The sequence below is a fragment of the Gordonia sp. UBA7860 genome, assembly GCF_002500165.1.
Taxonomy (GTDB): Bacteria; Actinomycetota; Actinomycetes; order Mycobacteriales; family Mycobacteriaceae; genus Gordonia; species Gordonia sputi.
Genome location: NZ_DLSO01000007.1, coordinates 17,156 through 43,628 on the forward strand (window position 1 = coordinate 17,156; position 26,473 = coordinate 43,628).

The following is a 26,473-nucleotide window of genomic DNA, read 5'->3' on the forward strand; positions in this document are numbered from 1 at the left end:
GTGCCGGCGGACGGTCATTAGGCAGATGACGTGCTGAGTCTGGCGCTCGCGGCCACCCTCGTGGGCTTCGTGCTGCTCATCGTCGGGTTGATCACCGGCTCGGTGTGGCTGGCGGTGGCGTGCATCGTCGTCTGCCTCATCGGCCTGGCGTTCCTGATCGTCGACATCATCGGTTCCGGCCGAAAAGATGACCAGGTCGGCAATGATGACCAGGTCGGCAGTGATGATCAGGTCGACGAGTCCGACACAGGGGAGCGTCCCGAGGGACGTCGCTCCCGTAGCGTCGCCGCCGAGAGTGATCTCTCCGACGACGATCCCCCCGACGGTGGTAATGTGTTCGACGGCGGCTCGGGCATTTCCGGTCCGTCTCCCGCTGCACGACGCGAGTCCCCTCCGCAGTCGTCGTGGCAGGGTGTGATCAAACCCGGCGGGCGGCCGGGTTCATCCGCCGACGCAGCGTCGAATCCGGATCCCGGCGAGAATCCACGGACGAATGCATTCGGCACGGGAGAGTCTGCGCAGTCCTCGCGTGAAGGCAACTACGACGACTATCTGCGCGCTGTCGGCGGCGATCCCGCAACCGGCGGATTCCGTAGGCCGTCGACGCCGGACGAGCAGGCGCCGCCCCAGCAGGGGCGCCCCGGTCAGCGCCCGCCGGCGCAGGGGTACCAGCAGCCCCCGCGGCAAGCACCTCCCGCGCAGATGCCAACGCAGGGTCCGGCCGCGCAGGGGTACCCGCAGCAGCCGTATCCCCGGCGCCCATATCCCCAGGGGCGCGAGCCCTACAGCCAGCAGAGGCCGGGTGGCGACCAGCAGCGTCCTGGCGCGGCGCCCCGACAGCCAGAGCGTGAGCAGCCGCGAGGCATACAGCAACCGCCGTCCGACGATGGCAAACCTTCTGATCGACCCTGGGAGCAACCCGAGCGTGAGCAGGGGAGCGGAACCGGACGTTTCGATCCTCTCGATCCCAACTGGCGTCCGCCGCTCGACTGATCCCGACCGATCCAGCCCTGGGGAATCCCCTGCGGCGTCGACACCCAGGCGACGACACCCAGGGCATCGACCACGGTCGATTCGTGGCCGGGTAGCCGCGGTCGCTACACTGGAAGCGCAATGATCCGGCCATCACCGGGGAGCACCCGGAAGAACGGATTCTCGTCACGCATCGTGTGAGTCGGTGAGCGTCCCAGTAGAACCGGGCGGGAGTGGCCCGTCATAGCCGCAGGTCCATTCGGTTGGGAGTGTTGGAGCACTCCGGGTGTGTGAGCATCCGGCGTTGTTCGCCTGCCGATCCGAGAGGGCCATGAGCGGCATCGGACCAGTCCGATGCAAGCGGGGTGGTACCGCGCACACGTCGTGCGTCCCCGTGCCAAGAGCAGATGCACACGTCCTAGTGGACGTGCGAGCCAGGCACGAGGAGTCAGCGTGAGCGAGCAGTCAGAATCGGCAACACGTGTGTACCCGGTCGTCGACATGACCGGCGGCATACGTAGTGGTGCGCCATCTTTCCCCGACGTCGAGCTCAACGTTCTCGACTATTGGAAGAACGACGACACATTCGCCGCATCCATCGCCAATCGAGCCGACGCTCCGGAGTTCGTCTTCTACGACGGGCCTCCGTTCGCCAACGGCCTGCCCCACTACGGTCACCTGCTGACCGGTTACGTGAAGGATCTGGTACCGCGGTACCAGACGATGCGCGGCAAGAAGGTCGAGCGGCGATTCGGCTGGGACACCCACGGACTGCCCGCAGAACTCGAGGCCGAACGTCAACTCGGGATCACCGATAAGTCGGAGATCGAGAAGATGGGCGTCGAGAAGTTCAACGACTTCTGTCGCGACTCCGTGCTGCGCTACACCGGCGAGTGGCGCGACTACGTCACCCGTCAGGCTCGCTGGGTCGACTTCGACAACGACTACAAGACCCTCGACATCGACTTCATGGAGTCGGTGATGTGGGCATTCAAGCGGCTCTGGGACAAGGGCCTCATCTATCAGGGCTATCGCGTGCTGCCGTACTCCTGGTACGAGCAGACACCCTTGAGCAACCAGGAATCGAAGCTCGACGACGCGTACCGCATGCGCCAGGACCCCGCTCTCACCGTGAGCATGCCGCTGGTCGTCGACTCCGACGGTCCGTTGGCGGCGCTGGACGGGGTCAATGCGTTGATCTGGACCACGACGCCCTGGACTCTGCCGTCGAACCTCGCGATCGCCGTCAATCCCGATGTCTCCTATGTGCATGTGCGTGCGGCGGACGGGCGCGAGTACCTCCTCGCCGAGCCGCTGCTCGGCAGCTACGCGAAGGAGATCGTCGACCCCGAGGTGCTGGGCACGTATCAGGGGCGCGACCTGGAGGGGCTGGCGTACACACCGCCGTTCGACTTCTTCGTCGGGCACCCCAACGCTCACCGCATACTGCTCGGCGATTACGTGACCACCGACAGCGGTACCGGAATCGTCCATCTCGCACCGGCTTTCGGTGAGGAGGACATGGAGCTCTCGACGGCCAACGGCATCGAGGTCGTGCAACCACTCGACGCAGGTGGCCGATTCACCTCGCAGGTGCCGCCGTATGAGGGCCTCATGGTGTTCGACGCCAACGCGCCGATCATCAAGGACCTCAAGGCCGGTGGGTCGCGCGTCCTCGCCGGATCGGACGGGCACCAGGGGCGTGTGGTGCGGCACGAGACCATCGAGCACTCCTACCCGCACTCGTGGCGGTCGGGAAAGCCGTTGATCTACATGGCCGTTCCGTCGTGGTTCGTCGCGGTCGACCCGATCAAGGACCGCATGATCGAGCTGAACAAGCAGATCACCTGGTCGCCGGCACACATCCGCGACGGGCAGTTCGGCAAGTGGCTCGAGGGTGCACGCGACTGGAACATCAGCCGCAACCGCTACTGGGGCGCGCCGATCCCGGTGTGGATCTCCGACGACCCGGAGTACCCGCGTACCGACGTGTACGGCTCGCTCGACGAGCTCGAGCGCGACTTCGGCGTGCGCCCGAACAACCTGCATCGTCCCTACATCGACGATCTGACGCGGCCCAATCCCGATGACCCGACCGGGAATTCGACGATGCGCCGCGTTCCCGAGGTTCTCGACTGCTGGTTCGAGTCGGGCTCGATGCCGTACGCCCAGGTGCATTACCCGTTCGAGAATTCGGAATGGTTCGACGGGGCGAGTGACGGTTCGGAGCCTGCGCACAATCCGGGCGACTTCATCGTCGAGTACAACGGCCAGACGCGTGGATGGTTCTACAACCTGCACGTGCTCGCGACTGCGCTCTTCGATCGTCCGGCATTCAGAACCGTTGCGGCGCACGGCATCGTGCTCGGCGACGACGGCCAGAAGATGTCGAAGTCCAAGCGTAACTATCCCGACGTCAACGAGGTGTTCGACCGCGACGGCAGCGATGCGATGCGGTGGTTCCTGATGGCGTCGCCGATCCTGCGTGGCGGCAACCTGGTGGTGACGGAGAAGGGAATCCGCGAGGGCGTACGCCAGGCGTTGCTCCCGCTGTGGAATGCCTACAGCTTCCTGCAGCTCTACGCCGACCGGCCCGCCACGTGGCGCACCGACTCGTCGAACGTGCTCGACCGGTACATCCTGGCCAAGCTCGCCGTCACGCGTGACGCGATGACCGAGGCCCTCGACGTTTACGACGTCTCCAGCGCGTGTGATGCGTTCCGCGAGTTCGTCGAGTCACTCACCAACTGGTATGTGCGTCGATCGCGGGCGCGTTTCTGGGCGGGCCAGGATGAGGACCCGGAGGCGTTCGACACCCTGTACACGGTGCTTGAGGTTGCGAGTCGCCTTGCGGCGCCGCTGCTTCCGCTGGCGACCGAAGCCATCTGGCGTGGGCTGACGGGCGAGCGTTCGGTGCATCTGACCGACTGGCCGACGAGTGACGAACTTCCCGCCGACGCCGACCTCGTCGCTGCGATGGACGACGTGCAGGCGGTGTGCTCGACGGCGTCGAGCGTGCGCAAGGCCAACAAGCTCCGTGTGCGACTTCCGTTGCCGCAGTTGACCGTCGCGTCGCCCAACGCCAATCGTCTCGCGCCCTACACCGATCTGATCGCCGACGAGATGAACGTCAAGTCGGTCGAATTGTCCACTGAGGCAGATCGATACGGTCACTACGAGCTCGCGGTCAACGCGCGCGCCGCAGGACCACGCCTTGGCAAAGATGTACAGCGCGTCATCAAGGCGGTCAAAGCGGGGAACTGGAGCGTGCGGACCGCCGACGACGGTACCGAGATCGTGTCGGCCGACGGCATCGACCTGGAGCCGGGCGAGTACAGCAGGAAACTCGTTGCGGAGGAACCGGATTCGACGGCCGAACTCCCCGGCGGGGGCGGACTCGTCGTCCTGGATACGAACGTCACCGAAGACCTAGAGTCGGAGGGTTGGGCGAAGGACCGCGTGCGTGAACTCCAGGAGGCACGTCGCGGTCTTGGGCTCGACGTGTCGGATCGCATCGAGGTGCGCTTCGTGGTGCCCGAGCCGCGACTCGAGTGGGCTCGACGCCACGCCGACATGATCGCCGGTGAGGTGCTCGCGACGTCGTTCGTAGTCGAATCGGCAGACGACTCCGGTGCGGGAGCGATCGAACTCGGCGACGGGGTGACGGCGGACGTCAAAAAGCGAGCTGAGTAGCCCGCCGATCAACATTGGTCGTCGAAGAGCAGTGACAGGACGGCGTCGACCTGCGTGGTGAACAGCGCGTCGGGATGTGTGAAGGTGTCGGCGCCGTACTGTCCGAAGACCTCGAGGCTGATCCCGCCGATGATGGTTGCCCATAGGGTGGTCGCCGCGGCGACCACCTCTGCGGGCATGTCGACGCCGAACTCGTCGAGGATCTGGCGCATGTCGGCGGCGACCGCCGGCGAGATCGATGGCAGCTGCGCGCGCAGTGCGCCATCGCGGTGGGCTGCCGCCAACTCGACGACGAGTCGGCCGACCACGCGCGTTCCGGGGACCGTCGTACGCTCGGCCGGTGCCGAGTACCCGGGCACCGGACTGCCGTACAGCAGCGCCCATCGCGCGGGATCGGTGAGTGCCCAGGCGCGCATCGCAACGGCCATGCGCCGCAAGCGCTTCCGCGAGTCGCTGACGCCGTCCGGGCTGTCAGCGTCAGCGGCGGCGTCGACGGTGTCGGCGACGTCGTTGTAGCCCTCCACCAGAAGCAGGGTCAACAAGTCGTCGCGGCTGGGTACGTAGCGGTAGACGGCCGACGAGACGACGCCGAGGTCGCGAGCGATCGCCCGTAGCGAAAGCCCGGCAGCGCCCTGCGTGCGCAGGTGCTCGCGGCCGAGCCGCAGGATCTCGGCCTCCATCGCCGCGCGATTGTCAGCGCGCGTCTTTCCCGTTGCCATGAGGCCAGTCTGCCAGATCAGAGAGCGGTGCTCTTGCACTTCCTCGGCGAAGAGCGCATGCTCAATGGAGAGCGGTGCTCTCGGTTCGGGCAAGGTTTTCACTCGCAATGCCTTCCCATGCACTGCTTCACATACAACGTCGAGGAGTAACCGTCATGCAATCAACGCAACACCACGTCACGCCCGGCCGCTCGGACCGCGTCTTCAATTCCGTCGTTCGCTGGCTCGCCGACCGTGGGGTCAACCTCGCCGGTGCACAGACGCTGACCGTCGTCGGACGAAAGTCTGGTGCACCACAGAGCATTCCGGTGAATCCCATCGCGCTCGACGGTCGCGAGTACCTCGTGGCGGTACGCGGCAACACCCAGTGGGTGCGCAATGCCCGAGCCGCGCGGACCGCGCACCTGCGTCGTGGTCGCAACGATCGAAGGGTCACGCTCAGCGAGGTCGATGTCGCCCACCGCGGTCCGATCATCCGCGCGTACCTGAAGCGATGGGGATGGGAGGTCGGCCGATTCCTACCCGACGGCATGACCACCGACCCATCCGACGACGAACTGCACACACACGCGGCGTCGATCCCGGTTTTCGCCGTCGGCAGGGCGACCACCGGGTAAGTCCCTGACGTGACGTGAATCGGCCTGCCTAGTCTTGATGTGTGTCAGCAGTGTCCGGTTCGTCCTCAGACGGGGAACGCAGCACCCGGTGGGTGATGCATCTGGACATGGATGCCTTCTTCGCCTCGGTGGAGCAGTTGACGAGACCGACCCTCGCGGGACGCCCGGTGCTCGTCGGTGGCACCGGGGGCCGCGGTGTCGTCGCGGGCGCCAGCTACGCCGCACGTCGATTCGGTGCGCATTCGGCGATGCCGATGCATCAGGCACGACGCCTCGTCGGAGCGTCGGCGGTGGTACTGCCACCGCGCGGCTCGGTGTACCGCGTGGTGAGCAGCAAGATCTTCGGGATCGTGCGTGACGCGGTGCCGGTCATCGAGATGCTGTCCTTCGACGAGGCTTTCGGCGAACCCGTCGATCTCGTCGGTGCCTCCGCCGCCGACGCCGAGGCGTTCGCGCAAGAGATCCGTAGGCGCATCTTCGACGGCGTCGGGTTGGCGGCTTCCGTCGGTGTCGGCAGCGGTAAGCAGATCGCGAAGATCGCCTCGGGAATGGCCAAACCCGATGGGGTCATGGTCATTCCGCCGAGCAGAGAACTCGACTTCCTCCACGCACTGCCGGTACGCAAACTCTGGGGAATCGGGCCCGTCTCCGGAGAACGGTTGGCGCGCCTGGGTATTGACACGATCGGCGACCTTGCCGCGATGTCCGACCTCGAAGTAGCGTCGGTGCTCGGCTCCAGCGTCGGACCAGCACTGCATCTGCTCGCGCGTGGACACGACGACCGGCCCGTCACCGAGCGCGCAGCGGCCAAACAGATCAGCGCCGAATCGACCTTCGCGCGCGACATCGTCGACCTCGCAGGCCTGCGACCCGCAATCGACAAGTCGGCGGCCGACGCGCACCGTCGACTGCTTTCCGACGGACGCGGTGCGCGCACCGTCGTGCTGAAACTCAAGCGTTCGGATATGTCGATCCTGACCCGATCGTCGACGCTGCCCGCCGCGACGACCGATCTCGACACCCTCACATCGATGGCCCGACGACTCGCTCTGGACCCACAGACCGTCGGCCCGATACGCCTTGTCGGAGTGGGCTTCTCAGGTCTGTCGACCGTCGAGCAGTACGTGCTCTTCGGCGACGGCGATATTGCACCAATCGCCGACATCGCACGGATGCCCCCAGATCTCGACGCCCCAGATCTCGAAGCAGTGGTGTCCGTCGACACGGCTGCACCCTCGGACGGATTCGAAACCACCCACTCTGCCGTCTCCGACAGCGGTGCCGAATCGGCCCTCTCCGACAGCGGGAGCTGGGCGACGACAGGCGTCGACGTGGTGCATCCCGAGTTCGGGCACGGCTGGGTGCAGGGGAGCGGACACGGTGTGGTGACCGTGCGATTCGAAACGCGGGCAACAGGACCCGGCGTCGCGCGCACGTTCGCAGCCGACGATGGCGCGTTGCGACGCGGCGACCCGCTCGACAGTCTCGCGTGGCCCGATGTACCGCGCTGAGCCCTCAGGCCACGACGATCAGGTGGCGGGCTCGGAACGGCGGAAGAAGTCGGCGACGTCGTCGGCGTCATGTCCCGTCGACAGCAGCGCGATCAGTGCCATGCGCGCCTGTGGCGCACGCAACCACCGGGACACCACGGCGCCTGCGCGTTCGAGGTCGACGGCTCCGCCACCGCCGCCATAGGTCGCGACCACCGGGCCGTACGGCACACGGGTCGTGACGACGACGGCGACCCCCGCGCGTCGCGCGGCGACAACCTCGGCGGTGATGTCGGGATGCGTGTTGCCCGAACCCGTTGCCGCGAGCACGATTCCCGACGCACGCTGTGCGACGGCCGCGGCGATGATTCCCGCGGCGACGCCGGGGTACAACGCGTAGGTGTCCACGCGGGCGAGACGTTCGGGCATCGGGTCGCCGACCAGGGGGCGCGGCAGTGCGTCGTGCACGGTGTCGAAGGCCTCGGTCGCGGTGGTCGACACTTTGAACGCTCCCCGAACGGGCAGCACGCGTCCGCCCAATGCCAGCACTACGCCGCGGCCACGGCTAGCCGGATCGGCCGCCACCTCGATGGCCGCAGCGATGTTCGCGGGTCCGTCGGCGTCGGGGGCGTCGGCGGGGTATTGCGCCCCGGTGAACACGACGGGCCGGGGATCGTCGGAGACGAGGTCGGCCAAGAACGCTGTCTCCTCCATCGTGTCGGTGCCGTGGGTGACGACGACCCCGGTCACGTCACCGTCGTCGAGTGCGGCCTTGACCGCGCGCACCACCTGCGCCTGTTGGGTCACCGTGATCGCCGAACTGTCGACCGACATGAGGTCGACGGACTCGATGAGTGGAGTGAGAGCGTCGGGCGTCGGCGCGTCGGCGAGGAGTTCGGACGCGGTCAGCACCGGAATCGCCCCGTCCGCGCTCTGGCGAGCAGCTACCGTTCCGCCCGTGGTGATGAGCGCGATTCGGGGTTGCGTCATGCCAGACAGCGTCCCCGGAACCGATGTCGGACGTCAACCGTTGCACTCGTCGGCACTGCTCGTGCGACACCGTAATGCTCACCGACGATCGTTGTCACGCACGATCTCGGCGGGTACGTGTCGTTGGGTGGAGTCGATGTGTTTGGCATAGTGGTGTGAGTTTGTGGCCACGGGGGTGGACGCGGTGACCGGAGTGACGGTCGCTGTGAACCGCGGACGACCGCGCCCGTCACCGCCGAACACGATCATCGCCGACGTTGAAATGTGAGGAAGATCCTTGAAGTTCCCTAAATTCGTAGGTGCCGCCGTCATGACCGTGGCAGTTGCCACGTCCCTCGCGGCATGCAGCAGCAGCGACGATTCCGACGACGTCCCCACGGTCGCTGCGACGACCAGTGCTGCCGCGACGTCCGAGGCCGCCGCGTCGGGTGCCGACGCCGGGGTCACCAACCCCAACGTCCGCCCGAGTGTCGCCACGCTGAACGCGATGTTGAACAAGGCGCTCGACCCCAATGTGCCCAACTCGGAGAAGACCGATCTCGTGCAGGGTTCCGAGAAGGATCCCCAGCTCTTCGACAAGCTGGTCAAGGCGCGTGAGGACAACAAGGACGTCACCTACCAGATCTTCCCGCCCGTGATCCCGGCCGGCCCGAACAAGGCAACCGTGAAGGTTCAGGTGAAGCTCCCCGACAACCCGCCGACCAAGCTCGACGCCCAGATCGTGTACGACGGCGGACGGTGGAAGCTCGCCAGCGACTCGGTGTGCCCGATCCTGTCCGGCAACAACATCAAGAGCGCCATGTGCACCAAGTGACTCAAGTGCACGCCTGAGCGCGCATGCACCACAACGAGAGCCCCTGTCCCGCGCGGGACAGGGGCTCTCGTGTGTGTGAGGGAGCTCTCTACTTCCAGGAGTAGGAGAAGCCGATCTTCTGGAGCAGTGGATTGGCAGGGTCGGCTCCGACAAGTTCACGCGCACCCGTGTACGTGCCCGAGCCGCTGATCGGCAGACCGCGCGTCACGTCGGAGACAAGGGTTCCCGAACCGGTGTAGGAGTAGCGGGAGATGGTCAGCGTGGTGTCGGAGCCGGGAATCGCATACACCGAGTTGACCGGTGATTCTTCGGTGGTGAAGTCGATGGTCACGCGGTTGCCGTCCCACGCCTTGAGTGTCGCGGTGATCGTCTGGGTCAGCGTTGTGGCGGCCGTGATGGTCCGCTCGGTTCGCCACGTCGCACCCACCCCGATCGGCTCGGTGGGCAGAGGAATCGAGTTCTGGAACGCCTGAACCAGCGACTGCTCGATGGCACTTCTCGCCTCCGAACCCGAATCCTTCGTCGGGATCAGTCGCAGCGAGACCGGAGCGGCGCCCGGTCCGAGCGCCACACCCGCCTTCGCGTCCTTGGTCGCCTTCAGTTGGTCGTTCAACGTCGGGTCGGGCGAGGTCGACGCGCCCAGTGTCATCTCGAGATCGGTGTTGTCGGTGCAATGGAACGACGCGGTGATCGGGATGTCGACGGTCTGCTCGGTCGTGCCGTCGGCCGCTGTGACAGACGACGTCGTCGACAACGTCGAATGTTGTGGCGTTGCGCGGTTCGGGGCGCTGCCGACCACGCGGTGTGGCTGGTTTCCGGTGGATGTGACAGTGACCGCCGCGGGTGGGATCGGGATCAGGTTGGCGTCGCGTTGCCCGGAGGTCGAGGTGGTCGTGCAGCCCGCTTGGGCTCCGGACGGCTGCCCCGATCCGGCATCCGACTCCGAGTCGCTGCCGCATCCCGACACGAGGAGCACACTCGCCAGTGCCGCTGCGGTCGATCCGAGCGTGACCCGGCGGCGAACCGAGCGGCGTCGAGGGGGTGGTTCATGGACAGTTCGACGGGTCGGATCGGACACGCCAGTCAGCGTATTGCACGTGTCAGGGATGATGGTGGGGTGGATGACCGACCCGACCAGACGCACGACCTCTCCGACGACCGGGAAACCAGCGAGAACGACCGCAGTGGGATGCTGCGCAGCTCGACCTCGGTGCTGGTATTGCTCGCGGGCATCGCGTTGGCGGTGATCGCGCTCGACGTGATCACCAAGTCGCTGGTCGTCGCGCTACTCGACCCGGAGCGCCCGGTGCACATCATCGGTGATGCCGTCACGCTGCGGCTCGTGCGCAACAGCGGCGCGGCATTCTCGATGGCGTCCGGCTACACCTGGGTATTGACGCTGATCGCCCTCGCGGTCGTGGTGGTCATCTTCCGGTTCAGCCGCAAACTCCGCTCGGGGTGGTGGGTCCTCGGTCTCGGGCTGGTCCTCGGCGGTGCCATCGGCAACCTGATCGATCGGATCTTCCGTGACCCCGCACCGCTGCGCGGACACGTCGTCGACTTCATCTCGGTCGGCTGGTGGCCCGTGTTCAACGTCGCCGACTCGGCGGTTGTGTGCGGTGCCGTGCTACTCGTCGTGCTGTCGCTGCTCGGATACGACTACGACGGCTCGCGGTCGGGCTTTGCCGCTCGGCGCGCCGCGAAAGTCGAGGCCGAGAATGCGTGAATCGCGTTCCATGCCGGTTCCCGACGGGATCGCGGGCATGCGCCTCGATGCCGGGGTGTCCCGCATCCTCGGCCTCTCGCGAACCGTCGTGGCCACTCTCGCCGATGCGGGTGATGTGACCGTCGACGGCGTCGCGGTCGGCAAGTCGCACAAGCTCGCAGCGGGGAGTTGGCTCGACGTATTGCTTCCCGAGCCGGACGAGCCGTTGCGGGTCGAGCCGACGCCGGTCGAAGACCTCTCGGTGATCTACCACGACTCCGACATCATCGTCGTCGACAAGCCCGTTGGCGTCGCGGCCCATCCGTCGCTGGGATGGAGCGGGCCGACCGTGGTGGGCGCGTTGGACGCCGCGGGATTCCGGATCTCGACCTCGGGCGCGGCCGAACGGCAGGGCATCGTGTCGCGTCTCGACGTCGGAACGTCGGGGTTGATGGTGGTCGCGGCGTCGGAGCACGGATACACGTTGCTCAAGCGCGCGTTCCGCGACCGCGAGGTCGACAAGGGCTATCACGCGCTGGTGCAGGGTCACCTCGATCCGCCGACCGGAACCATCGACGCGGCGATCGGCCGTCATCGGGGAGCCGACTGGAAATTCGCGGTGACCGCGAACGGCAAGCCGAGCATCACCCACTACGACACGCTGGAGATGTTCGCCGCGGCGTCGCTGCTCGACATCCACCTCGAAACGGGACGGACGCACCAGATTCGCGTGCACTTCTCCGCTCTGCACCACCCGTGCTGCGGTGACCTGACCTACGGAGCCGATCCGGTGTTGGCGTCGCGACTCGGGCTCGAGCGCCAGTGGCTGCATGCTCGGTCGCTCGGGTTCGCCCATCCTGCCGACGGGCGTTGGGTGGAGTTCGTCAGCCCCTATCCGGCCGACCTGCAGCACGCTCTGGACGTCCTGCGCGACACGTGAGTGCGCGCCCGCGCCGACACGCCGCGGGCGACACTCCGGGATCCTCGCCTCATCTGTCACGGCCTGGCGCGGCATGTTCGTGAGTGTCAGAGGGGAGTCCTACAGTGGTTGAGGTCGATCAGTGGTCGGGATCGATCAACGCGCACACAGCAACACACTGAGCATCACGCACAGCAACACACGTACTCAGCAACACGCACATTCAGTGACGTCCTGTCCGGGACGTTCCTTCGAGGTGAGAGGCATCCGTGGCCGGTTCGTTTGTCCACCTGCACAACCACACCGAGTACTCGATGCTCGACGGTGCAGCAAAGGTGTCGCCCCTGTTCGCGGAGGCCAAACGCCTGGGCATGACCGCGATCGGCATGACCGACCACGGCAACATGTTCGGTGCGAGTGAGTTCTACAACACCGCGATCAAGAACGAGATCAAGCCGATCATCGGCATCGAGGCATACATCGCACCGGAGTCGCGGTTCAACACCAAACGCATCCAGTGGGGTACGCGCGACCAGAAGGGCGACGACGTCTCGGGCTCGGGCGCCTACACCCACATGACGATGGTCGCCGAGAACGCGACCGGTCTCCGCAACCTGTTCAAGCTGTCGTCGCTGGCGTCCATCGAAGGCCAACTCGGCAAGTGGGCCCGCATGGACGCCGACCTCATCGCCGAACACGCCGAGGGCATCATCGCCACCACGGGGTGCCCGTCCGGAGAGGTCCAGACCCGTCTGCGTCTCGGTCATGACCGCGAAGCCCTTGAAGCGGCCGCCAAATGGCAGGAGATCTTCGGTAAGGAGAACTTCTACCTCGAGTTGATGGAGCACGGACTCGAGATCGAGCGCCGGGTCCGCGACGGTCTGCTCGACATCGGCCGCAAGCTCGGCATCAAGCCGATCGTCACCAACGACTGCCACTACGTCACCAAAGACCACGCCGCGAGCCACGAGGCGCTGCTGTGTGTGCAGACCGGTAAGACGCTGACCGACCCGACACGATTCAAGTTCGACGGCGACGGCTACTACCTGAAGTCCGCCGACGAGATGCGCGCCCAGTGGGATTCGGTCATCCCCGGCGCCTGCGACAACACCCTCGAGATCGGCGAGCGGGTGCAGTCCTACGCCGACGTCTTCACCCACCGCGACCGCATGCCGATCTTCCCCGTCCCCGACGGCGAATCGCAGCAGACGTGGCTGCGCAAGGAAGTGGCCAACGGTCTCGCCGAGCGTCGTTTCCCCGGCGTCGAGGTGCCGGAGGATTACCTGCGTCGCGCCAACTACGAACTCGACGTCATCATCCAGATGGGTTTCCCCGCCTACTTTCTCGTGGTCGGCGACCTCATCCGTCATGCCCACGAGGTGGGTATCCGCGTCGGCCCCGGTCGTGGTTCCGCGGCGGGCTCGCTGGTCGCGTGGGCGCTCGGCATCACCAACATCGACCCGATCCCGCACGGACTGCTGTTCGAGCGATTCCTCAACCCCGAGCGTGTGTCGATGCCCGATATCGACATCGACTTCGACGACCGTCGCCGCGGCGAGATGGTCCGCTACGCCACCGACCGGTGGGGCAGCGACAAGGTCGCCCAGGTCATCACCTTCGGCACCATCAAGACCAAGGCCGCGATCAAGGACTCCGCGCGAGTTCAGTTCGGCCAGCCCGGCTTTGCCATCGCCGACAAGATCACCAAGGCGTTGCCGCCGCCGATCATGGCCAAGGACATCCCGGTCTGGGGTATCACGAACCCCGAACATGAGAGGTTCGGCGAGGCCACCGAGGTCCGCACCCTCATCGAGACCGATCCCGACGTCAAGAAGATCTACGACACCGCGATCGGCCTCGAAGGCCTGATCCGTAACGCGGGCGTCCACGCGTGCGCGGTGATCATGTCCTCCGAGCCACTCACCGATGCGATCCCGGTGTGGAAGCGCGCACAGGACGGCGCGATCATCACCGGCTGGGACTACCCGTCGTGTGAGGCCATCGGTCTGTTGAAGATGGACTTCCTCGGTCTGCGCAACCTGACCGTCATCGGCGACGCGCTCGAGAACATCAAGCTCAACCGAGGCATCGATCTCGACCTCGACACCCTGCCGCTCGAAGACACCAAGACCTACGAGCTGCTGGCCAAGGGCGACACCCTCGGTGTGTTCCAGCTCGACGGCGCGGCGATGCGCGAACTGCTGAAGATGATGCAGCCCACCGGCTTCGAAGACATCGTCGCCGTGCTCGCGCTGTATCGCCCGGGACCGATGGGCGTGAACGCGCACACCGACTACGCCAAGCGTAAAAACGGGCTGCAGCAGATCAAGCCGATCCATCCCGAACTCGAAGAGCCCCTCAAGGAAATCCTCGCCGAGACCTACGGTCTGATCGTCTACCAAGAGCAGATCATGCAGATCGCTCAGAAGGTCGCGGGCTATTCGCTCGGGCAAGCAGACCTGCTGCGCCGCGCGATGGGCAAGAAGAAGAAGGAGATCCTCGACGAGGCCTACGACGGCTTCGCAGAGGGGATGCGCAACAACGGCTTCTCCCAGGCTGCCATCACCGCCCTGTGGGACACGGTGTTGCCCTTCGCCGGCTACGCGTTCAACAAGTCGCACGCGGCGGGCTACGGTCTGGTCTCCTTCTGGACCGCCTACCTCAAGGCGAACTACCCAGCCGAGTACATGGCCGGCCTGCTCACCTCCGTCGGCGACGACAAAGACAAGGCGGCCATCTATCTCGCCGACTGCCGGAAACTGGGCATCACGGTGCTCCCTCCGGACGTCAACGAGTCGCAGCACAACTTCGCCGCAGTCGGAACGGACATCCGCTTCGGTCTCGCCGCGATTCGCAATGTCGGCTCGGGCGTCGTGTCGTCGATCCTCGCCGCGCGCGACGAGAAGGGGAAGTTCACCAGTTTCTCCGACTACCTCAACAAGATCGATGTCACGGCGTGCAACAAGAAGGTCACCGAGTCGCTGGTGAAGGCGGGCGCATTCGATTCGCTCGACCATCCGCGCAAGGGTCTGTTCCTGATCCACGTCGAGGCGGTCGAGTCGGTCATCGGCACCAAGAAGGCCGAAGCGATCGGACAATTCGACCTCTTCGGCGACGCGGGCGGCGGAGCCGACGACACCATGGCCGAGGTGTTCGCGGTCAAGGTGCCCGACCAGGAGTGGGATTCCAAACACAAGCTCGCACTCGAACGAGAGATGTTGGGGCTCTACGTGTCCGGGCATCCGCTCAGCGGCGTCGAACACGCGATCGCCGCCCAGACCGACACCTCGATCACGCAGTTGCTCGAGGGCAACATCTCCGACGGTGCGCAGATCACCATCGGCGGCATCATCTCGTCGGTGACCCGCAGGGTGAACAAGAAGGGCGAGCCGTGGGCGGCCGTCACACTCGAGGACATGGCCGGTGGCGTCGAGGTCTACTTCTTCCCGCGTGCGTTCCAGACCTACGGGATGGACATCGTCGCCGACAACATCGTGTTGGTGAAGGCGCGCGTCAACATGCGCGACGACTCGATGATGATCAGCGCCAACGACCTCGCCGTACCCGATCTCAATGCCGCGGGGGCCACCAAACCGGTCGCGCTGACACTTGCGGCTCGCGCCTGCACGCCCGACCGCGTACAGGCACTCAAGCAGGTGCTCACCCGACATCCGGGTCCGGCCGACGTGCACGTGACGCTGGTCAGTGATGAGCGCTCGACAGTGCTGAAGCTGACCGAGTCGTTGCGTGTCACGCCCAGTTCGGCCCTGATGGGCGATCTCAAGGCGCTACTCGGGCCGACCTGCCTGGGCTGACCAACGCGGGTACGCTCCATCAATGCCCGGCCACATCATCGTGCACGGCGATGACGCCCTCACCGAGCGCATCACCGAAGAACTACGGCTCGCGGGAGCGACGATCGTGTCGCTGCACGATCCGGCAGAACTGTCGGACGTCGGCGTCGAGACCGCCGCGGCCGTCGTCTGCGCCGGTTCCGACGACGCGCTCAACCTCGAGATCGCCCTTCTGACACGCCAACTCAGCGCCGAGGTGCGCGTCGTGACCAACCTGTCGAGCGGCGTCCTGCGCGACGCTGTCGCTCTCGGCAACGGCCCGGGGGCGGTGCTCGACGTCGCCGAGCTCGCGGGTCCGTCGGTGGTCGAGGCGTGTCTCGGCCGCACCACGCACCCGATTCCGGTGGCGGGCAACGACTTCCTCGTCGCGGGCGACTACGCGTCCCGCGACGCCACGTTGCGCGAACTCTACGGCGACCTCGCTCCAGTCGCCGTGCTGCGCGGTGAGCACAGCCCTGACGAGGGGGAGGTGGTTCCCTCGCCCGGGCGCGATCTCGCTGTGAGAGCGGGCGACTGGGTCGCGATGATCGGCACCGCCGACGAGTTGGCGCACCAGAGCATCGCTGTCAACGGCGATCCCGAGCGTGTGCACCGTCGACGCAACCGCCCCGTCTCGATGCGTCTGCTCGGCGGACTCCGGGCGTTCCGAGACGACGTGAATCCCAACCTGTTCCGTGCACTCGGTGTCTCGTTCGCCCTGTTGCTGGGCGCCACGGTCCTTCTGCGCTTCACCTACCACCGGCCAGGAATGAGCTTCGTCGACGCCCTCTACTTCTCCACCGAGACAATCGCGACCGTCGGCTACGGCGACTTCAGCTTCGTCGGTCAGCCGACGTGGCTGCGTCTCTTCGCGATCGCGTTGATGTTCGCGGGCATCACCACGACGGCGATCCTGATGGCGTTCGTTGCCGACCTGCTGCTGTCGCGCCGTATCGGGACATCGGCCGGACGCCGACGCGCGAGCCAGATGTCGGGCCACGTGATCGTGGTCGGTCTCGGCTCATTCGGAATCCGTGTCGCCACCGACCTCGTCGCGCTCGGTTATCCGGTCGCGGTGGTCGAGCGCAATGACGACAACCGTTACCTCGCTGCGGCAGCAGAACTCGACATCCCGGTCGTCTTCGGTGATGCGACGCTCCGCAGCACGTTGAACGACGCCGGACTTGCGCGGGCTCGGGCCGTCGCCGTGCTGACACACGACGACATGGTGAACATCGAGAGCGGCATCGTGCTGCGCGAACTACTCGGCGCACGGTGGTCCCGCGGCGCCGACGGACGACCTGGGGTGCCCGTCGTCATGCGCGTCTACGACCACTCGCTCGGTAAGGCCGTCGCGCATCGCTTCGGATTCCAGAACGTCCGGTCGACGGTCGAACTGGCGGCGCCGTGGTTCATCGGGGCTGCCCTGGGGCTCTTATCTGTAACTTGGTTACGGTGTATCTGACTGTGAATCACATGACGGTTTAGATTGTGGGTGACACCCCTCCAGTCGGGTGTACCCGTCGATAGGGCTTACGTGGGCGTCGAGGACCGGCGTGGAGTCGTTTGAGATTGGCAGTCGGGGGCCAGCAGAGGATTGGTTCCGTGATTCATCCGGTAAGTCGTTCCCGATGTCACACCCGGGCGAACTCTCCGGGAGTTCCCTGATGCGGTTGCCGGGTCTGGGATGCTGCAATCGAGGTATGCATGTGGGCGAGCAGGTATTGGTGAGTATTTCTCGGCAACTTGGGCGACCTGCCGGGATTCGCGGTCGAATCGTTGGCCGGGTAGTGAATCGACGCAATCGTGAACCTATCGCTGCCGCGGTGGAGGCTGCTGGAATCCGGGCGGGTCAAGTAGTCGCCGATGTCGGGTTCGGTGGTGGTGTCGGATTAGGGTTGTTGCTTGATCGTGTAGGGCAATCGGGCATGGTGCACGGATTCGAGATCTCCACAACGATGATCGACGGCGCACAGAGACGCTTCCGTCGCGAGGTCCAAACGCGGAGACTGTCACTGACTGCCGCGCCGATGGAGGCATTACCTGTTCCGGACGCTTCGATTGACGCGTTGATCAGCACAAATACGATCTACTTCATCGATGATGTGTTCGCCGCATTCAGTGAGCTCAATCGGATTCTCGCTGGCAACGGCTGCGCCGTTCTCGGCATCGCAGATCCGGATGCTTTGCGAGCGATGCCGTTCACGCAGTACGGGTTTCATGTCCGGGAGTTCGATGCGATTGTCGACGAACTCCAGCGAGCCGGCCTGCATGTCGAGGAGCGGATCCGCGCCGGCAGTGTCGACTTTCCCTACTGGTTACTCGTCGCACGCAAGTCGGGTGTCCGGTAGCGGTTTTCGATGGCTCCGCTGCCTGGGTGCGCCTGACCGCCTCACTGTGCGGTCCGGCTCGCCCCGCAGCTTCGGGTAGGCGACGTCGCTGAAGGAAACTCGTGGCGGACAACAGCATCAATGCTGTTCAGTCCAGGGCGGTGTGACGTGGGGAAGGCATCTTGGGCCGTGACGACCGAATGCCTGAAGTTGTCGGCCTGTGCCCCGGTCGGTGAATCGGCCTGGCTTTCGTTCCGTTCTTCAAGCAAGGATGGATCATCATGAACAGGAAGTATTCGCCGGAGATGCGTGAACGGGCGCTCAGGATGCTCGCGGAGACGAGACCGTCGCACCCGACGACGATGAGCGCCATCCGGCACGTCGCAGGCCTGCTGGGAATGAGCCCGGAGACGCTGCGTCTGTGGCAGCGCCGTTACGAGGTCGATGCTGGCGTGAAGCCCGGGCTCACCACCGACGCGGCCGCGGAGATCAAGCGGCTGCAGAAGGAGGTTTCGGAGCTGCGGAAGGCGAACGAGATCCTCAAGGCTGCGAGCATCTTTTTCGCGAAGGAGCTCGACCACCCCTCGACGAAATGATCCGGTTCATCAACGAACATCGAGAGCGTTTCGGGGTCGAGCTCATCTGCCGCGTCCTTCGACCGGCAGTCCAGGGGTTCCTCACCTCCCGCGGCTACCGCGCCGCTGTCGCCCGTGTGCCCTCGGCGCGGCAGCTGAAAGATGAGCTGCTGGTACCGGAGGTCAGCCGGTTGCATGCGGAAAACTACGGCGTCTACGGGCGTAGGAAGATGCATGCGCTGATGCGTCGGCACGGATGGGAGGTCGGCCGCGACCAGACCGAACGCCTTATGCGCCTGGCTGGAGTCCGAGGCGTGAAGAAGTCGAAGCGAGTGTTCACCACGCGCCCGGACAAGACCGCGGAACTACCAAGCGATCTCGTGAACCGCCGGTTCACCGCCCCCGCGCCGCGGCGGCTCTGGGTCTGCGACGTCACCTACGTCGCCACCTGGGGCGGGTTCGCCTACGTCGCGTTCGTCACCGATGTCTACTCACGACGCATCGTCGGCTGGAACGTCGCGGCGACCCTGAAAGCGGAGATCCTGCCGATGCAGGCGCTCGATATGGCCGCATGGGACGCCGGTGACGATCTCACCGGGCTCACGCACCACTCGGACCACGGGTCGAACTACATGGCGATGGTCTACACCGACCGGATCGTCGAGCTCGGCGCGGTTCCCTCGACCGGAACGGTCGGCGACTCGTTTGATAACGCGATGGCCGAGGCCGTGAACAACCTCTACAAGACCGAGCTGATCCGTCAGCGCGGTCCGTGGCGGACCGTTGAGCAGGTCGAGCTTGCGACCCTCGAGTGGGTCTGGTGGTGGAACAACTCCCGCCTCCACGGCGAGCTCGACATGCGCACCCCCATCGAGGTCGAGCAGGCGTACTACTCTGACCTGGAATCAGCCAATCCGGCCCCTGCCGGACAAGACCAACGATAGGAACGAAAGCCAGGCCGATTCACGGTGCAGGCGAGACTCGGTCTGCCACGGTCGGCGGGCGTACTGTTGGATCGACGGTGAATGAGGTGTAGCGATGATGTTCTCTAACGGCGGCCACATGGGCAGTTTCGGGCACGGTTGGATGCTGCTCGTACTGATCGCAGTCTGGGCGTTGATCGCCGTCGGAATCACTCTGGCGATCCGTTCGTCGATACGCGCCTCTTCAAAGCTGGACCCCGAGTCTGTCCTCGGCCAGCGTTTGGCGTGCGGGGAGATTTCGGACGTGGACTACACGCGGATGGTTCGGCTGATTCGCGACGACCCCCAGGGGCCTCCAAACTGGTGAGAGCCGACCAGTCGGCGCAGTGGTCAGGCCTGTGGGGCTGGTGATAGTTCCCGTTGAACAGTGAGCCAGGACATGCCGTTGTGCGTGTTCCAATGCTGGCGACGGTGAGGGGCCACATTCGTATCGTCAGCATCGGTTCAAGGTTTCCTCAAGATCGTCCGCGAGGGTCGCTACCCGGCGCGTCGGAGACGACTCTGGGAGTGGACGTCCGCGATACATGCTCGCGGATTCAGTGCGGACCAGAAAGGCTGATCAGGATGGTTGAGGTTTCGAGGCGATCGGTGCTCATCGGAGGGTTGGCGGCGCTGGGGGTCGGGGTACTCGGCGCGTGCAGCCCGGACCGCCCTCAACGCCCTGAGTCGTCGCCGTTGCCGGGACCACCGTTGCAGGCGTCGCCGAAGCCGGGGCAGAAGGTGGTGGAGGCGTCTTTGACGGCCCGACCGGTGGCTGTCGACCTCGGTGCGGGCATTATCGCGAACACCTGGGCCTACGGCGACGAGGTTCCCGGGCGAGTGGTTCGCGCCACTGCGGGCGACTTCCTGCGAGTCAACGTCGACAACCAACTTCCTGCGCCGACGACCGTTCACTGGCACGGCATCCGACTTCGCAACGAAGCCGACGGAGTCCCAGACGTCACGCAGCAGGCGATCGCACCCGGAAACCGGTTCGTGTACGCCTTCACGGCCCCCGATGCTGGGACGCACTTCTTCCACCCCCACGTCGGGGCACAGCTCGATCGAGGTCTGTACGCGCCGATCATCATCGATGATCCGGCCGATGCGGGCGACTACGACGCGGAATGGATCGTCGTCCTCGACGACTGGACGGACGGGGTCGGGAAGAGTCCCGATCAGATTCTGGCCGACTTTCAGGCCGATTCCGGACCGTTGAAGTCGGGCATGGGCGGGATGGATCACTCGTCGATGCCGGGAATGAACCACGGCAATTCGTCGCTGGGTGACGCCGGAGACGTCGCCTACCCGCACTATCTCATCAACGGCAGGGTTCCGGAGGCGCCGACCGAGTTCCGCTGCCGACCGGGTCAACGAGTCCGGGTGCGACTGATCAACGCGGCATCGGACACGGTCTTCAAGGTCGCACTCGCCGACCACACGATGACGGTGACGCACAGTGACGGACATCGGGTCAACGACAAGCAGACCGGAGCCCTGTACGTCGCGATGGGTGAGCGCTACGACGTGACCATCACCGCCGGAGATGGCGTGTTCCCGCTTGTCGCGGCGGCCGAAGGCAAGAGTGGCCAAGCCTTGGCGCTCCTGCGGACAGCTTCGGGACAGGCCCCGCCGAGCACCATCCGCCCGCGCGAACTCGAGGGTCCAGTACTTCTTGGCGCCGATGACCTGGCCGCGGCGGAATCGGCACGATTGCCCGACCGCGATCCCGACACCACACTCAAAGTCACTTTGAACGGGCAGATGTCGCCGTTTGCCTGGGGGATCAACGGCAAGAAGTACGGCCAGGACACACCGCTGACTGTCCGGCCCGGCCAGCGGCTGCGAATGCAGATCACGAACTCGACGATGATGGTGCATCCGATGCACATCCACGGCCACACCTGGTCGCTGCCCGACCGATCGGGTTTGCGCAAGGATACGGTGCTGATCCGTCCGATGGGCCGCGTCAACGTCGACCTCGACGCCGACAACCCCGGCGCCTGGGCTCTGCACTGCCACAACATCTATCACATGGAGACGGGCATGATGACCACTCTCCGATACGCGTAGACGCACCAGCCCTGCGGCACCTAGACCGGTACATCGCGGGCCGACTGAGACACCTCGATCACCCCATCTACTAAGCTGCTTAGTAGATGGGGTGGTTTCGCCCCTCGCGGTCGCGTTCTGTGCACACGAGAGGTCGTATCCCATGGTCAAATTCCCTAGAGGCGGTACTGCCGCCTTCCTTCTTGCTGCCGTGATCATCGCAGGGTGTTCGCAGCCATCCCGGGATCTGGTGGCCGATCCGTCGGTTGCGTCGGCCGCGCCGTCGATCGAGCTCACCCCCGACGACGGGGCGAGCGGAGTCGATCCCCTTGCCCCGGTCGTGGCCACTGTGCGCGGCGGCACCCTGGAGAACGTGACGCTCGTCAACGATGGGGGGCGGCCTGTCGTCGGCATCATGACACCGGACCGCTCCTCCTGGAAGGTCGGTGAACCGCTCGGTTATGGCCGGACGTACACCGTGACCGCCACGGCTCGCGGCGGCGGACAGCGCGCCTCGCGCACCGGGTCGTTCACCACGCTCACCCCCGACAATCAGGCCGGCGTCACCCTGCAGACGACCGGCGGCACGCCACTGTCGACCGGAGGGACCTACGGCGTCGGAATCGTCATCGTTGCTCACTTCGACGAGCCGATTGGTGACCGCGCCGCAGCCGAGCGGCGACTGTCGGTCCGCACCACGCCCGGAGTCGAGGGCTCCTGGTACTGGCTCGACGACCAGAACGCTCACTGGCGGCCGCGCGAGTACTACCGTCCTGGCACCGAGGTCACCGTTGAGGCGCGGATCTACGGCGCCGACCTCGGCGGCGGCCTCTACGGTCAAGAAGATGCCGAGGCGACTTTCACGATCGGTGACTCGCACGTAGCGATCGCCGACGATCGCACCAAGCAGGTCAAGGTGTACGAGAACGGCAACCTCGTCCGCACGATGCCGACCTCGATGGGGATGGGTGGCACTGAGGTCATCGGGGGCACCGAGATCAGCTTCTGGACTCAGCGTGGCATCTATACGGTGCTGGATAAGGCGAATCCGGTCGTCATGGACTCGTCCACCTACGGTCTGCCGATCAACTCCAGGCTCGGCTACAAGCAAACCATCGCCTACGCCACGAGGATCAGCACCGACGGTGTCTATCTGCATCAACTGGACGAGACCGTCTGGGCGCAAGGAAACACGAATCTCTCGCATGGCTGCCTCAACCTCAACGGCGCCAACGCCCGCTGGTTCTACCAGTTCTCGATCCCGGGCGACGTCGTCGAGGTCCGCAACACCGGCGGGGCGCCGCTGGAGCTCTGGCAGAACGGCGACTGGGGCGTGCCCTGGGAGCAATGGCGAGCAGGCAGTGCGCTGGCCTGATCAGAACTCCTGCGAGACGATCACGAATAGATCTCACTCCCGCAACGATCTACTAAGGCGCTTAGTAGATCATTGGGTCGACATCGACGGCGTTGCAGCCCGCGCTGACATCGACCTGTCGACCGCGCTGACCTCCATGTTCTGCGATTGAAGGCGGCCCGCACACGCATTGCCCATTCCGTCGAATGTCCGGTTTGGTGCTGGTGGTGCCAGTGGTGCGCAAGTGTCATAGTGGCGTCCATGACTAGAGATCCCCTCGTCGGACTCACCTCCTCGCCATCATCGGCAACGCTCGCACCTCGGGTGCGGCACTGGGTGGGCACCGCCCCTGTCGCTCTTGGTCTGGCCGCGGCGGTTGCGGCGGGGACGCTGAGTCCAGCGCCCGCCGTGGCTGAGACCGCCAACGGTGTTGACGGTCACGTCGTGGTCGAGCTGGCGGCCATCGTTAAAGACAGCGTGCGGGCCGTGGCCGGACCTGACGGACTGGTGAAGCTGCTGGCCCCGATGGCCACCGTGACCTCATGTCTGACCGTCTCTGCCGAGACCGACCCCGCCGCAGGCGATCGGGTCGGAGCTCTGGGGTGCTTCGCGGCCGCCGGGACTGCCTTCGGTGGGCAGGCGCCATTGATCCTCGACGCGGTCCCTGTGGGGCGCCTACTGGCGACACTCGCTGCCGCGGTCGCGCCGCACGACCCGTCGATTTCGCACGGGGGATCCTCCGATCACCTCGCCCCGGACGGCGCCCGCCCCGCTCCCGGGCAGACTGCGGCCACCCCCACCCCCGGCGGTGTCCTGACCTCCACGTTCGGTGACGGTCGCGGTCATCAGGGCATCGACATCGGCAACCGCCTGGGAGCGCCCATCCTGGCGGTCGAGGACGGCGAGGTCATCAACTCAGGGCCTGCGGAGGGGTTCGGCCTGTGGATCCGTATCCGTCACGCGGACGGTGCTGTCACGACCTACGGTCACAACGATCAGAATTCGGTCAACGTCGGCGACCGTGTGCGTATGAGTCAGCAGATCGGCACTGTCGGCAGCCGCGGGGTGTCGAGCGGGCCGCACGTGCACTTCGAGGTCGCCGACCCCGCCGGGACGGCGATCGATCCGCTGCCGTGGCTGCAGGCCCGCGGCGTCACCATCGCCACCGAGGCATCGCCGCCGCCGACTGCGACGCCTCCGGACGTGTCGGTGCTGGCTCGGGGGCAGGTGCGCGACCGCCGACACTGACCTACTATGTTGCTTAGTAGATGGAGGGGTTGGCAGTGACGCGAACAAGGGTCAGTCATCGACTCGCCGTGGCGGTCGGCGTTCTCGCAGCAGTCCTCAGCGGTGCAATGATCTTGGTCTATGCCGAGACCGTTGACTTGCGAGGGCGCCCGCATGCGCACCGCCTCGGCTGGCCGCCGACCTGGCATTGGGTGTGGGCGGCAATAGTAGCGGCGATCGTGGCGCTCGCCGCGCGAGCGCTGCTGCGGCGACTGGTATTCACCGCGCACGTTCGCCGTGATTCGACGACTGCCGACCCGGCGGACGAGACCGACTCGACTCGACGGGCCGAGACACAGATGCTGACCAAGACAAGAAGGAGTGGCCATGCTGCGTGAGTGGTCCCTGGTGCGCTGGGTGGTGGCAGCAGTCACGGCCATCGCGATCGGATTGGCCGTCGGTATTCCGTCCGGACTGATCGACACGCCGTGGTATTCACGCATGACGCCGACCCTGTGGTGGAACTACCCGATTTGGCTGGCGACCGCGGTGTTGGGCGGCCTGATCGCGGCCACCTACATTCAAGCCCGGACGGCGCCGCGGATGGAGAAGAAACTCTGGGCGACGGTCGGTTCGGCGTTGGCTGTCGGATGCCCGGTGTGCAACAAGGTGGTGGTCGCGGTCGTCGGTGTCAGTGGAGCATTGACCGTCTGGGCGCCGTTGCAGCCGATCCTGGCTGTGGTGTCCGTGGCATTGTTGGGTTGGGCCCTGCAGCGACGGCTGCAGGGCGAACGGCGATGCGCGGTCGCGGCCTGACTGCGCGGTTTGCCGCAGTCAGTGCAGTGGCGTGAGGGAAAGGTGTGCGATGCACGGTCTGGGCGAGCTGGAGGCACGCATCATGGAGGTCTTCTGGCGCGATGACGCGGACAAACGTGTCCGCGACGTGCTCGAAGGGCTGGACGCGGAGCGCGAACCCGCGTACACGACGGTGATGACGGTGATGGACAACCTGTACCAGAAGGGGTGGCTGGGACGCGACCGGCGCGGCCGGGCGTACTGGTATCACTCGCTCAAGTCGCGTGAGCAGACCGTCAGCGATGCCTTGCGTGCGGTGCTGGCCGACGCCGGCGACCCGTCTGGGGCGCTGCTGCATTTCGTGCGGCACGCCTCCGACCAGGAAAGCGCAGCAATCGCTCAGGGCCTGCGGGAACGGGACTGACGCGGTGGTCACGGCAGCACTGTTGGGCGTGAGTGCGCTGGCTGCGGCTCTGATCGGTGACCGGGTCCTCGACGTCCTGATCGCGCGTGATCGACTCACGGCCAGGACCCTGCTGCGGGTGTGGGCGGCGCTGACCGCTGGCGTGTTCGTCGCCGCTGCGAGCTCGGTGGCCATCGTCGCCATTCCCGGCCACGCGAGCGTCGTGGGTGGGGTGTTGCAGACCTGCCTGAACGGACTCGACAGTGCGGTCAGCCGCACCCTCGAGTTGGTCGCCGGGCCAGGCGTGTTCGCCCTCGTCCTGGCCGTGTCCGGGTGGCGGGCTGCGGCGTTCTGGCGGACCGCCCGTCGCCGTGACCTCGAGATCGGGGCGCACCACGCACTGCTCGCGCGGTTGCTGAACCCGACGGGCGCCCGGTCGCCACTGTGGCTGCCGACGAGCACACCCATGGCCTACAGCACGCCCGGACGGACCGAGGGCCTGATCGTGGCCAGCGAAGGGCTGCGGCAGCGACTGGACCCGGCGGCGTTGTCGGCGGTGATGGCTCACGAACAGGCGCACGTCCATGGTCACCATCATCTGTTCGTCCGCGTCGCCGACTGTCTCTCGCACGCGGTGCCCTGGCTACCACTGACTCGGCAGGCGAGTCCCATCGTGCGCGCCCTGGTCGAGTTCGACGCCGACGCACACGCCGCGCATGAGCACGGCGACGCTGCCGTCGTCCGCGCGATCACGCACGTTCACCCGACCGCGCCGGCGGGCGCTCTGGGGATCGCTCGTGACTGCGTCGATCTGCGGTTGCATCGATTGGGCCGTTCCGCCGCTCCCGGCACGCGACCGTCGCGTAGTTCGTCCTACGCTGCCCCGACAGCGGCCGCGATGTTCCCCATTCTGCTATTCCTCGCCGGTCTGGCCACCGTCTTCCTGGCTGCCTGCCCCGCCTGACCCTCCTGGGAACCGGCCGGTGCTCGCCCGGCCCGTCGCATCGATCGTGATCGAGAGTC

Annotated in this window: 22 protein-coding genes; 19 read left to right on the forward strand and 3 right to left on the reverse strand. The window is 65.8% G+C overall.

Going from position 1 to position 26,473, the window contains the following annotated elements; genetic code table 11:
* Window positions 1-30: 30 nt before the first annotated feature.
* Entirely contained in the window at window positions 31-993 is a 963-nt protein-coding gene (locus B3T59_RS00875; RefSeq protein WP_287001269.1) for a hypothetical protein, read from the forward strand.
* 480 nt (window positions 994-1,473) lie between these two features.
* Window positions 1,474-4,665, forward strand: a complete 3,192-nt coding sequence (gene ileS / locus B3T59_RS00880) for an isoleucine--tRNA ligase (protein ID WP_287001280.1) — start codon at window positions 1,474-1,476, stop codon at window positions 4,663-4,665.
* An 8-nt stretch (window positions 4,666-4,673) separates the two neighbouring features.
* Here ileS and B3T59_RS00885 read toward each other — a convergent pair whose 3' ends face one another.
* Window positions 4,674-5,384, reverse strand: a complete 711-nt coding sequence (locus B3T59_RS00885) for a TetR/AcrR family transcriptional regulator (protein WP_064863599.1) — start codon at window positions 5,382-5,384, stop codon at window positions 4,674-4,676.
* Between the two features lie 155 nt (window positions 5,385-5,539).
* Between B3T59_RS00885 and B3T59_RS00890 the strand changes: the two genes are divergently transcribed.
* Entirely contained in the window at window positions 5,540-6,001 is a 462-nt protein-coding gene (locus B3T59_RS00890; protein ID WP_064863583.1) for a nitroreductase/quinone reductase family protein, read from the forward strand.
* A gap of 95 nt (window positions 6,002-6,096) precedes the next feature.
* Entirely contained in the window at window positions 6,097-7,512 is a 1,416-nt protein-coding gene (locus B3T59_RS00895; RefSeq protein WP_064863582.1) for a DNA polymerase IV, read from the forward strand.
* Between the two features lie 18 nt (window positions 7,513-7,530).
* Here B3T59_RS00895 and B3T59_RS00900 read toward each other — a convergent pair whose 3' ends face one another.
* Window positions 7,531-8,481, reverse strand: a complete 951-nt coding sequence (locus tag B3T59_RS00900) for an asparaginase (RefSeq protein WP_064863581.1) — start codon at window positions 8,479-8,481, stop codon at window positions 7,531-7,533.
* A gap of 277 nt (window positions 8,482-8,758) precedes the next feature.
* Between B3T59_RS00900 and B3T59_RS00905 the strand changes: the two genes are divergently transcribed.
* The gene (locus tag B3T59_RS00905; RefSeq protein ID WP_064863580.1) at window positions 8,759-9,295 is read left to right on the forward strand and encodes a hypothetical protein; all 537 of its coding nucleotides are present in this window, start codon (window positions 8,759-8,761) and stop codon (window positions 9,293-9,295) included.
* 88 nt (window positions 9,296-9,383) lie between these two features.
* Here B3T59_RS00905 and B3T59_RS00910 read toward each other — a convergent pair whose 3' ends face one another.
* Window positions 9,384-10,373, reverse strand: coding sequence for a hypothetical protein (locus tag B3T59_RS00910; protein WP_082933726.1), 990 nt, complete (start codon window positions 10,371-10,373; stop codon window positions 9,384-9,386).
* 39 nt (window positions 10,374-10,412) lie between these two features.
* Here B3T59_RS00910 and lspA point away from each other — a divergent pair, with 39 nt between their 5' ends.
* From lspA to B3T59_RS00980, 14 genes are all read left to right on the forward strand, one after another.
* Complete coding sequence (lspA, locus tag B3T59_RS00915) at window positions 10,413-11,021, forward strand: signal peptidase II (RefSeq protein WP_064863579.1); 609 nt, start codon at window positions 10,413-10,415, stop codon at window positions 11,019-11,021.
* The gene (locus B3T59_RS00920) at window positions 11,014-11,940 is read left to right on the forward strand and encodes an RluA family pseudouridine synthase (RefSeq protein ID WP_287001270.1); all 927 of its coding nucleotides are present in this window, start codon (window positions 11,014-11,016) and stop codon (window positions 11,938-11,940) included. Before lspA ends, B3T59_RS00920 begins: the two co-directional genes overlap by 8 nt.
* Window positions 11,941-12,188: 248 nt before the next feature.
* On the forward strand, window positions 12,189-15,734 hold the full coding sequence (gene dnaE, locus B3T59_RS00925; protein ID WP_287001271.1) for a DNA polymerase III subunit alpha: 3,546 nt from the start codon (window positions 12,189-12,191) through the stop codon (window positions 15,732-15,734).
* A 22-nt stretch (window positions 15,735-15,756) separates the two neighbouring features.
* Window positions 15,757-17,217, forward strand: coding sequence for an NAD-binding protein (locus B3T59_RS00930; RefSeq protein ID WP_287001272.1), 1,461 nt, complete (start codon window positions 15,757-15,759; stop codon window positions 17,215-17,217).
* Window positions 17,218-17,578: 361 nt separating this feature from the next.
* On the forward strand, window positions 17,579-18,103 hold the full coding sequence (locus B3T59_RS00935; protein ID WP_287001273.1) for a class I SAM-dependent methyltransferase: 525 nt from the start codon (window positions 17,579-17,581) through the stop codon (window positions 18,101-18,103).
* A gap of 260 nt (window positions 18,104-18,363) precedes the next feature.
* Window positions 18,364-19,601, forward strand: a protein-coding gene (locus B3T59_RS00940; RefSeq protein WP_287001274.1) for an IS3 family transposase whose coding sequence is annotated in 2 segments (ribosomal slippage) — window positions 18,364-18,649 and window positions 18,649-19,601 — 1,239 coding nt in all. Because the reading frame shifts where the segments join, the coding sequence is not laid out codon by codon here.
* 94 nt (window positions 19,602-19,695) lie between these two features.
* Entirely contained in the window at window positions 19,696-19,947 is a 252-nt protein-coding gene (locus tag B3T59_RS00945) for a hypothetical protein (RefSeq protein WP_006898160.1), read from the forward strand.
* A gap of 257 nt (window positions 19,948-20,204) precedes the next feature.
* Window positions 20,205-21,692, forward strand: coding sequence for a multicopper oxidase family protein (locus B3T59_RS00950; protein ID WP_006898159.1), 1,488 nt, complete (start codon window positions 20,205-20,207; stop codon window positions 21,690-21,692).
* Between the two features lie 142 nt (window positions 21,693-21,834).
* Window positions 21,835-23,046, forward strand: a complete 1,212-nt coding sequence (locus B3T59_RS00955; protein WP_287001275.1) for a L,D-transpeptidase — start codon at window positions 21,835-21,837, stop codon at window positions 23,044-23,046.
* 303 nt (window positions 23,047-23,349) lie between these two features.
* On the forward strand, window positions 23,350-24,273 hold the full coding sequence (locus B3T59_RS00960) for a M23 family metallopeptidase (RefSeq protein ID WP_006898157.1): 924 nt from the start codon (window positions 23,350-23,352) through the stop codon (window positions 24,271-24,273).
* 35 nt (window positions 24,274-24,308) lie between these two features.
* On the forward strand, window positions 24,309-24,650 hold the full coding sequence (locus B3T59_RS00965) for a hypothetical protein (RefSeq protein WP_287001276.1): 342 nt from the start codon (window positions 24,309-24,311) through the stop codon (window positions 24,648-24,650).
* On the forward strand, window positions 24,640-25,068 hold the full coding sequence (locus tag B3T59_RS00970) for a hypothetical protein (protein ID WP_006898155.1): 429 nt from the start codon (window positions 24,640-24,642) through the stop codon (window positions 25,066-25,068). The genes B3T59_RS00965 and B3T59_RS00970 overlap by 11 nt, the downstream gene beginning before the upstream one ends.
* A gap of 49 nt (window positions 25,069-25,117) precedes the next feature.
* Window positions 25,118-25,471 (forward strand): BlaI/MecI/CopY family transcriptional regulator, encoded by a 354-nt coding sequence (locus B3T59_RS00975; protein WP_006898154.1) that lies wholly within the window; start codon window positions 25,118-25,120, stop codon window positions 25,469-25,471.
* Between the two features lie 4 nt (window positions 25,472-25,475).
* The gene (locus B3T59_RS00980; RefSeq protein WP_006898153.1) at window positions 25,476-26,414 is read left to right on the forward strand and encodes a M56 family metallopeptidase; all 939 of its coding nucleotides are present in this window, start codon (window positions 25,476-25,478) and stop codon (window positions 26,412-26,414) included.
* The last annotated feature ends 59 nt before the right edge of the window (window positions 26,415-26,473 follow it).

Excerpts from the sequence above, each read along its gene's own strand:
- B3T59_RS00885 (WP_064863599.1), bottom strand. The coding sequence starts at position 5,384 with ATGGCAACGGGAAAGACGCGCGCTGACAATCGCGCGGCGATGGAGGCC.
- B3T59_RS00975 (WP_006898154.1), top strand. The coding sequence starts at position 25,118 with ATGCACGGTCTGGGCGAGCTGGAGGCACGCATCATGGAGGTCTTCTGG.
- B3T59_RS00945 (WP_006898160.1), top strand. The coding sequence starts at position 19,696 with ATGATGTTCTCTAACGGCGGCCACATGGGCAGTTTCGGGCACGGTTGG.
- B3T59_RS00955 (WP_287001275.1), top strand. The coding sequence starts at position 21,835 with ATGGTCAAATTCCCTAGAGGCGGTACTGCCGCCTTCCTTCTTGCTGCC.
- ileS (WP_287001280.1), top strand. The coding sequence starts at position 1,474 with ATGACCGGCGGCATACGTAGTGGTGCGCCATCTTTCCCCGACGTCGAG.
- B3T59_RS00900 (WP_064863581.1), bottom strand. The coding sequence starts at position 8,481 with ATGACGCAACCCCGAATCGCGCTCATCACCACGGGCGGAACGGTAGCT.
- B3T59_RS00890 (WP_064863583.1), top strand. The coding sequence starts at position 5,540 with ATGCAATCAACGCAACACCACGTCACGCCCGGCCGCTCGGACCGCGTC.
- B3T59_RS00930 (WP_287001272.1), top strand. The coding sequence starts at position 15,757 with ATGCCCGGCCACATCATCGTGCACGGCGATGACGCCCTCACCGAGCGC.
- B3T59_RS00920 (WP_287001270.1), top strand. The coding sequence starts at position 11,014 with ATGCGTGAATCGCGTTCCATGCCGGTTCCCGACGGGATCGCGGGCATG.
- B3T59_RS00970 (WP_006898155.1), top strand. The coding sequence starts at position 24,640 with ATGCTGCGTGAGTGGTCCCTGGTGCGCTGGGTGGTGGCAGCAGTCACG.
- B3T59_RS00895 (WP_064863582.1), top strand. The coding sequence starts at position 6,097 with ATGCATCTGGACATGGATGCCTTCTTCGCCTCGGTGGAGCAGTTGACG.
- B3T59_RS00950 (WP_006898159.1), top strand. The coding sequence starts at position 20,205 with ATGGTTGAGGTTTCGAGGCGATCGGTGCTCATCGGAGGGTTGGCGGCG.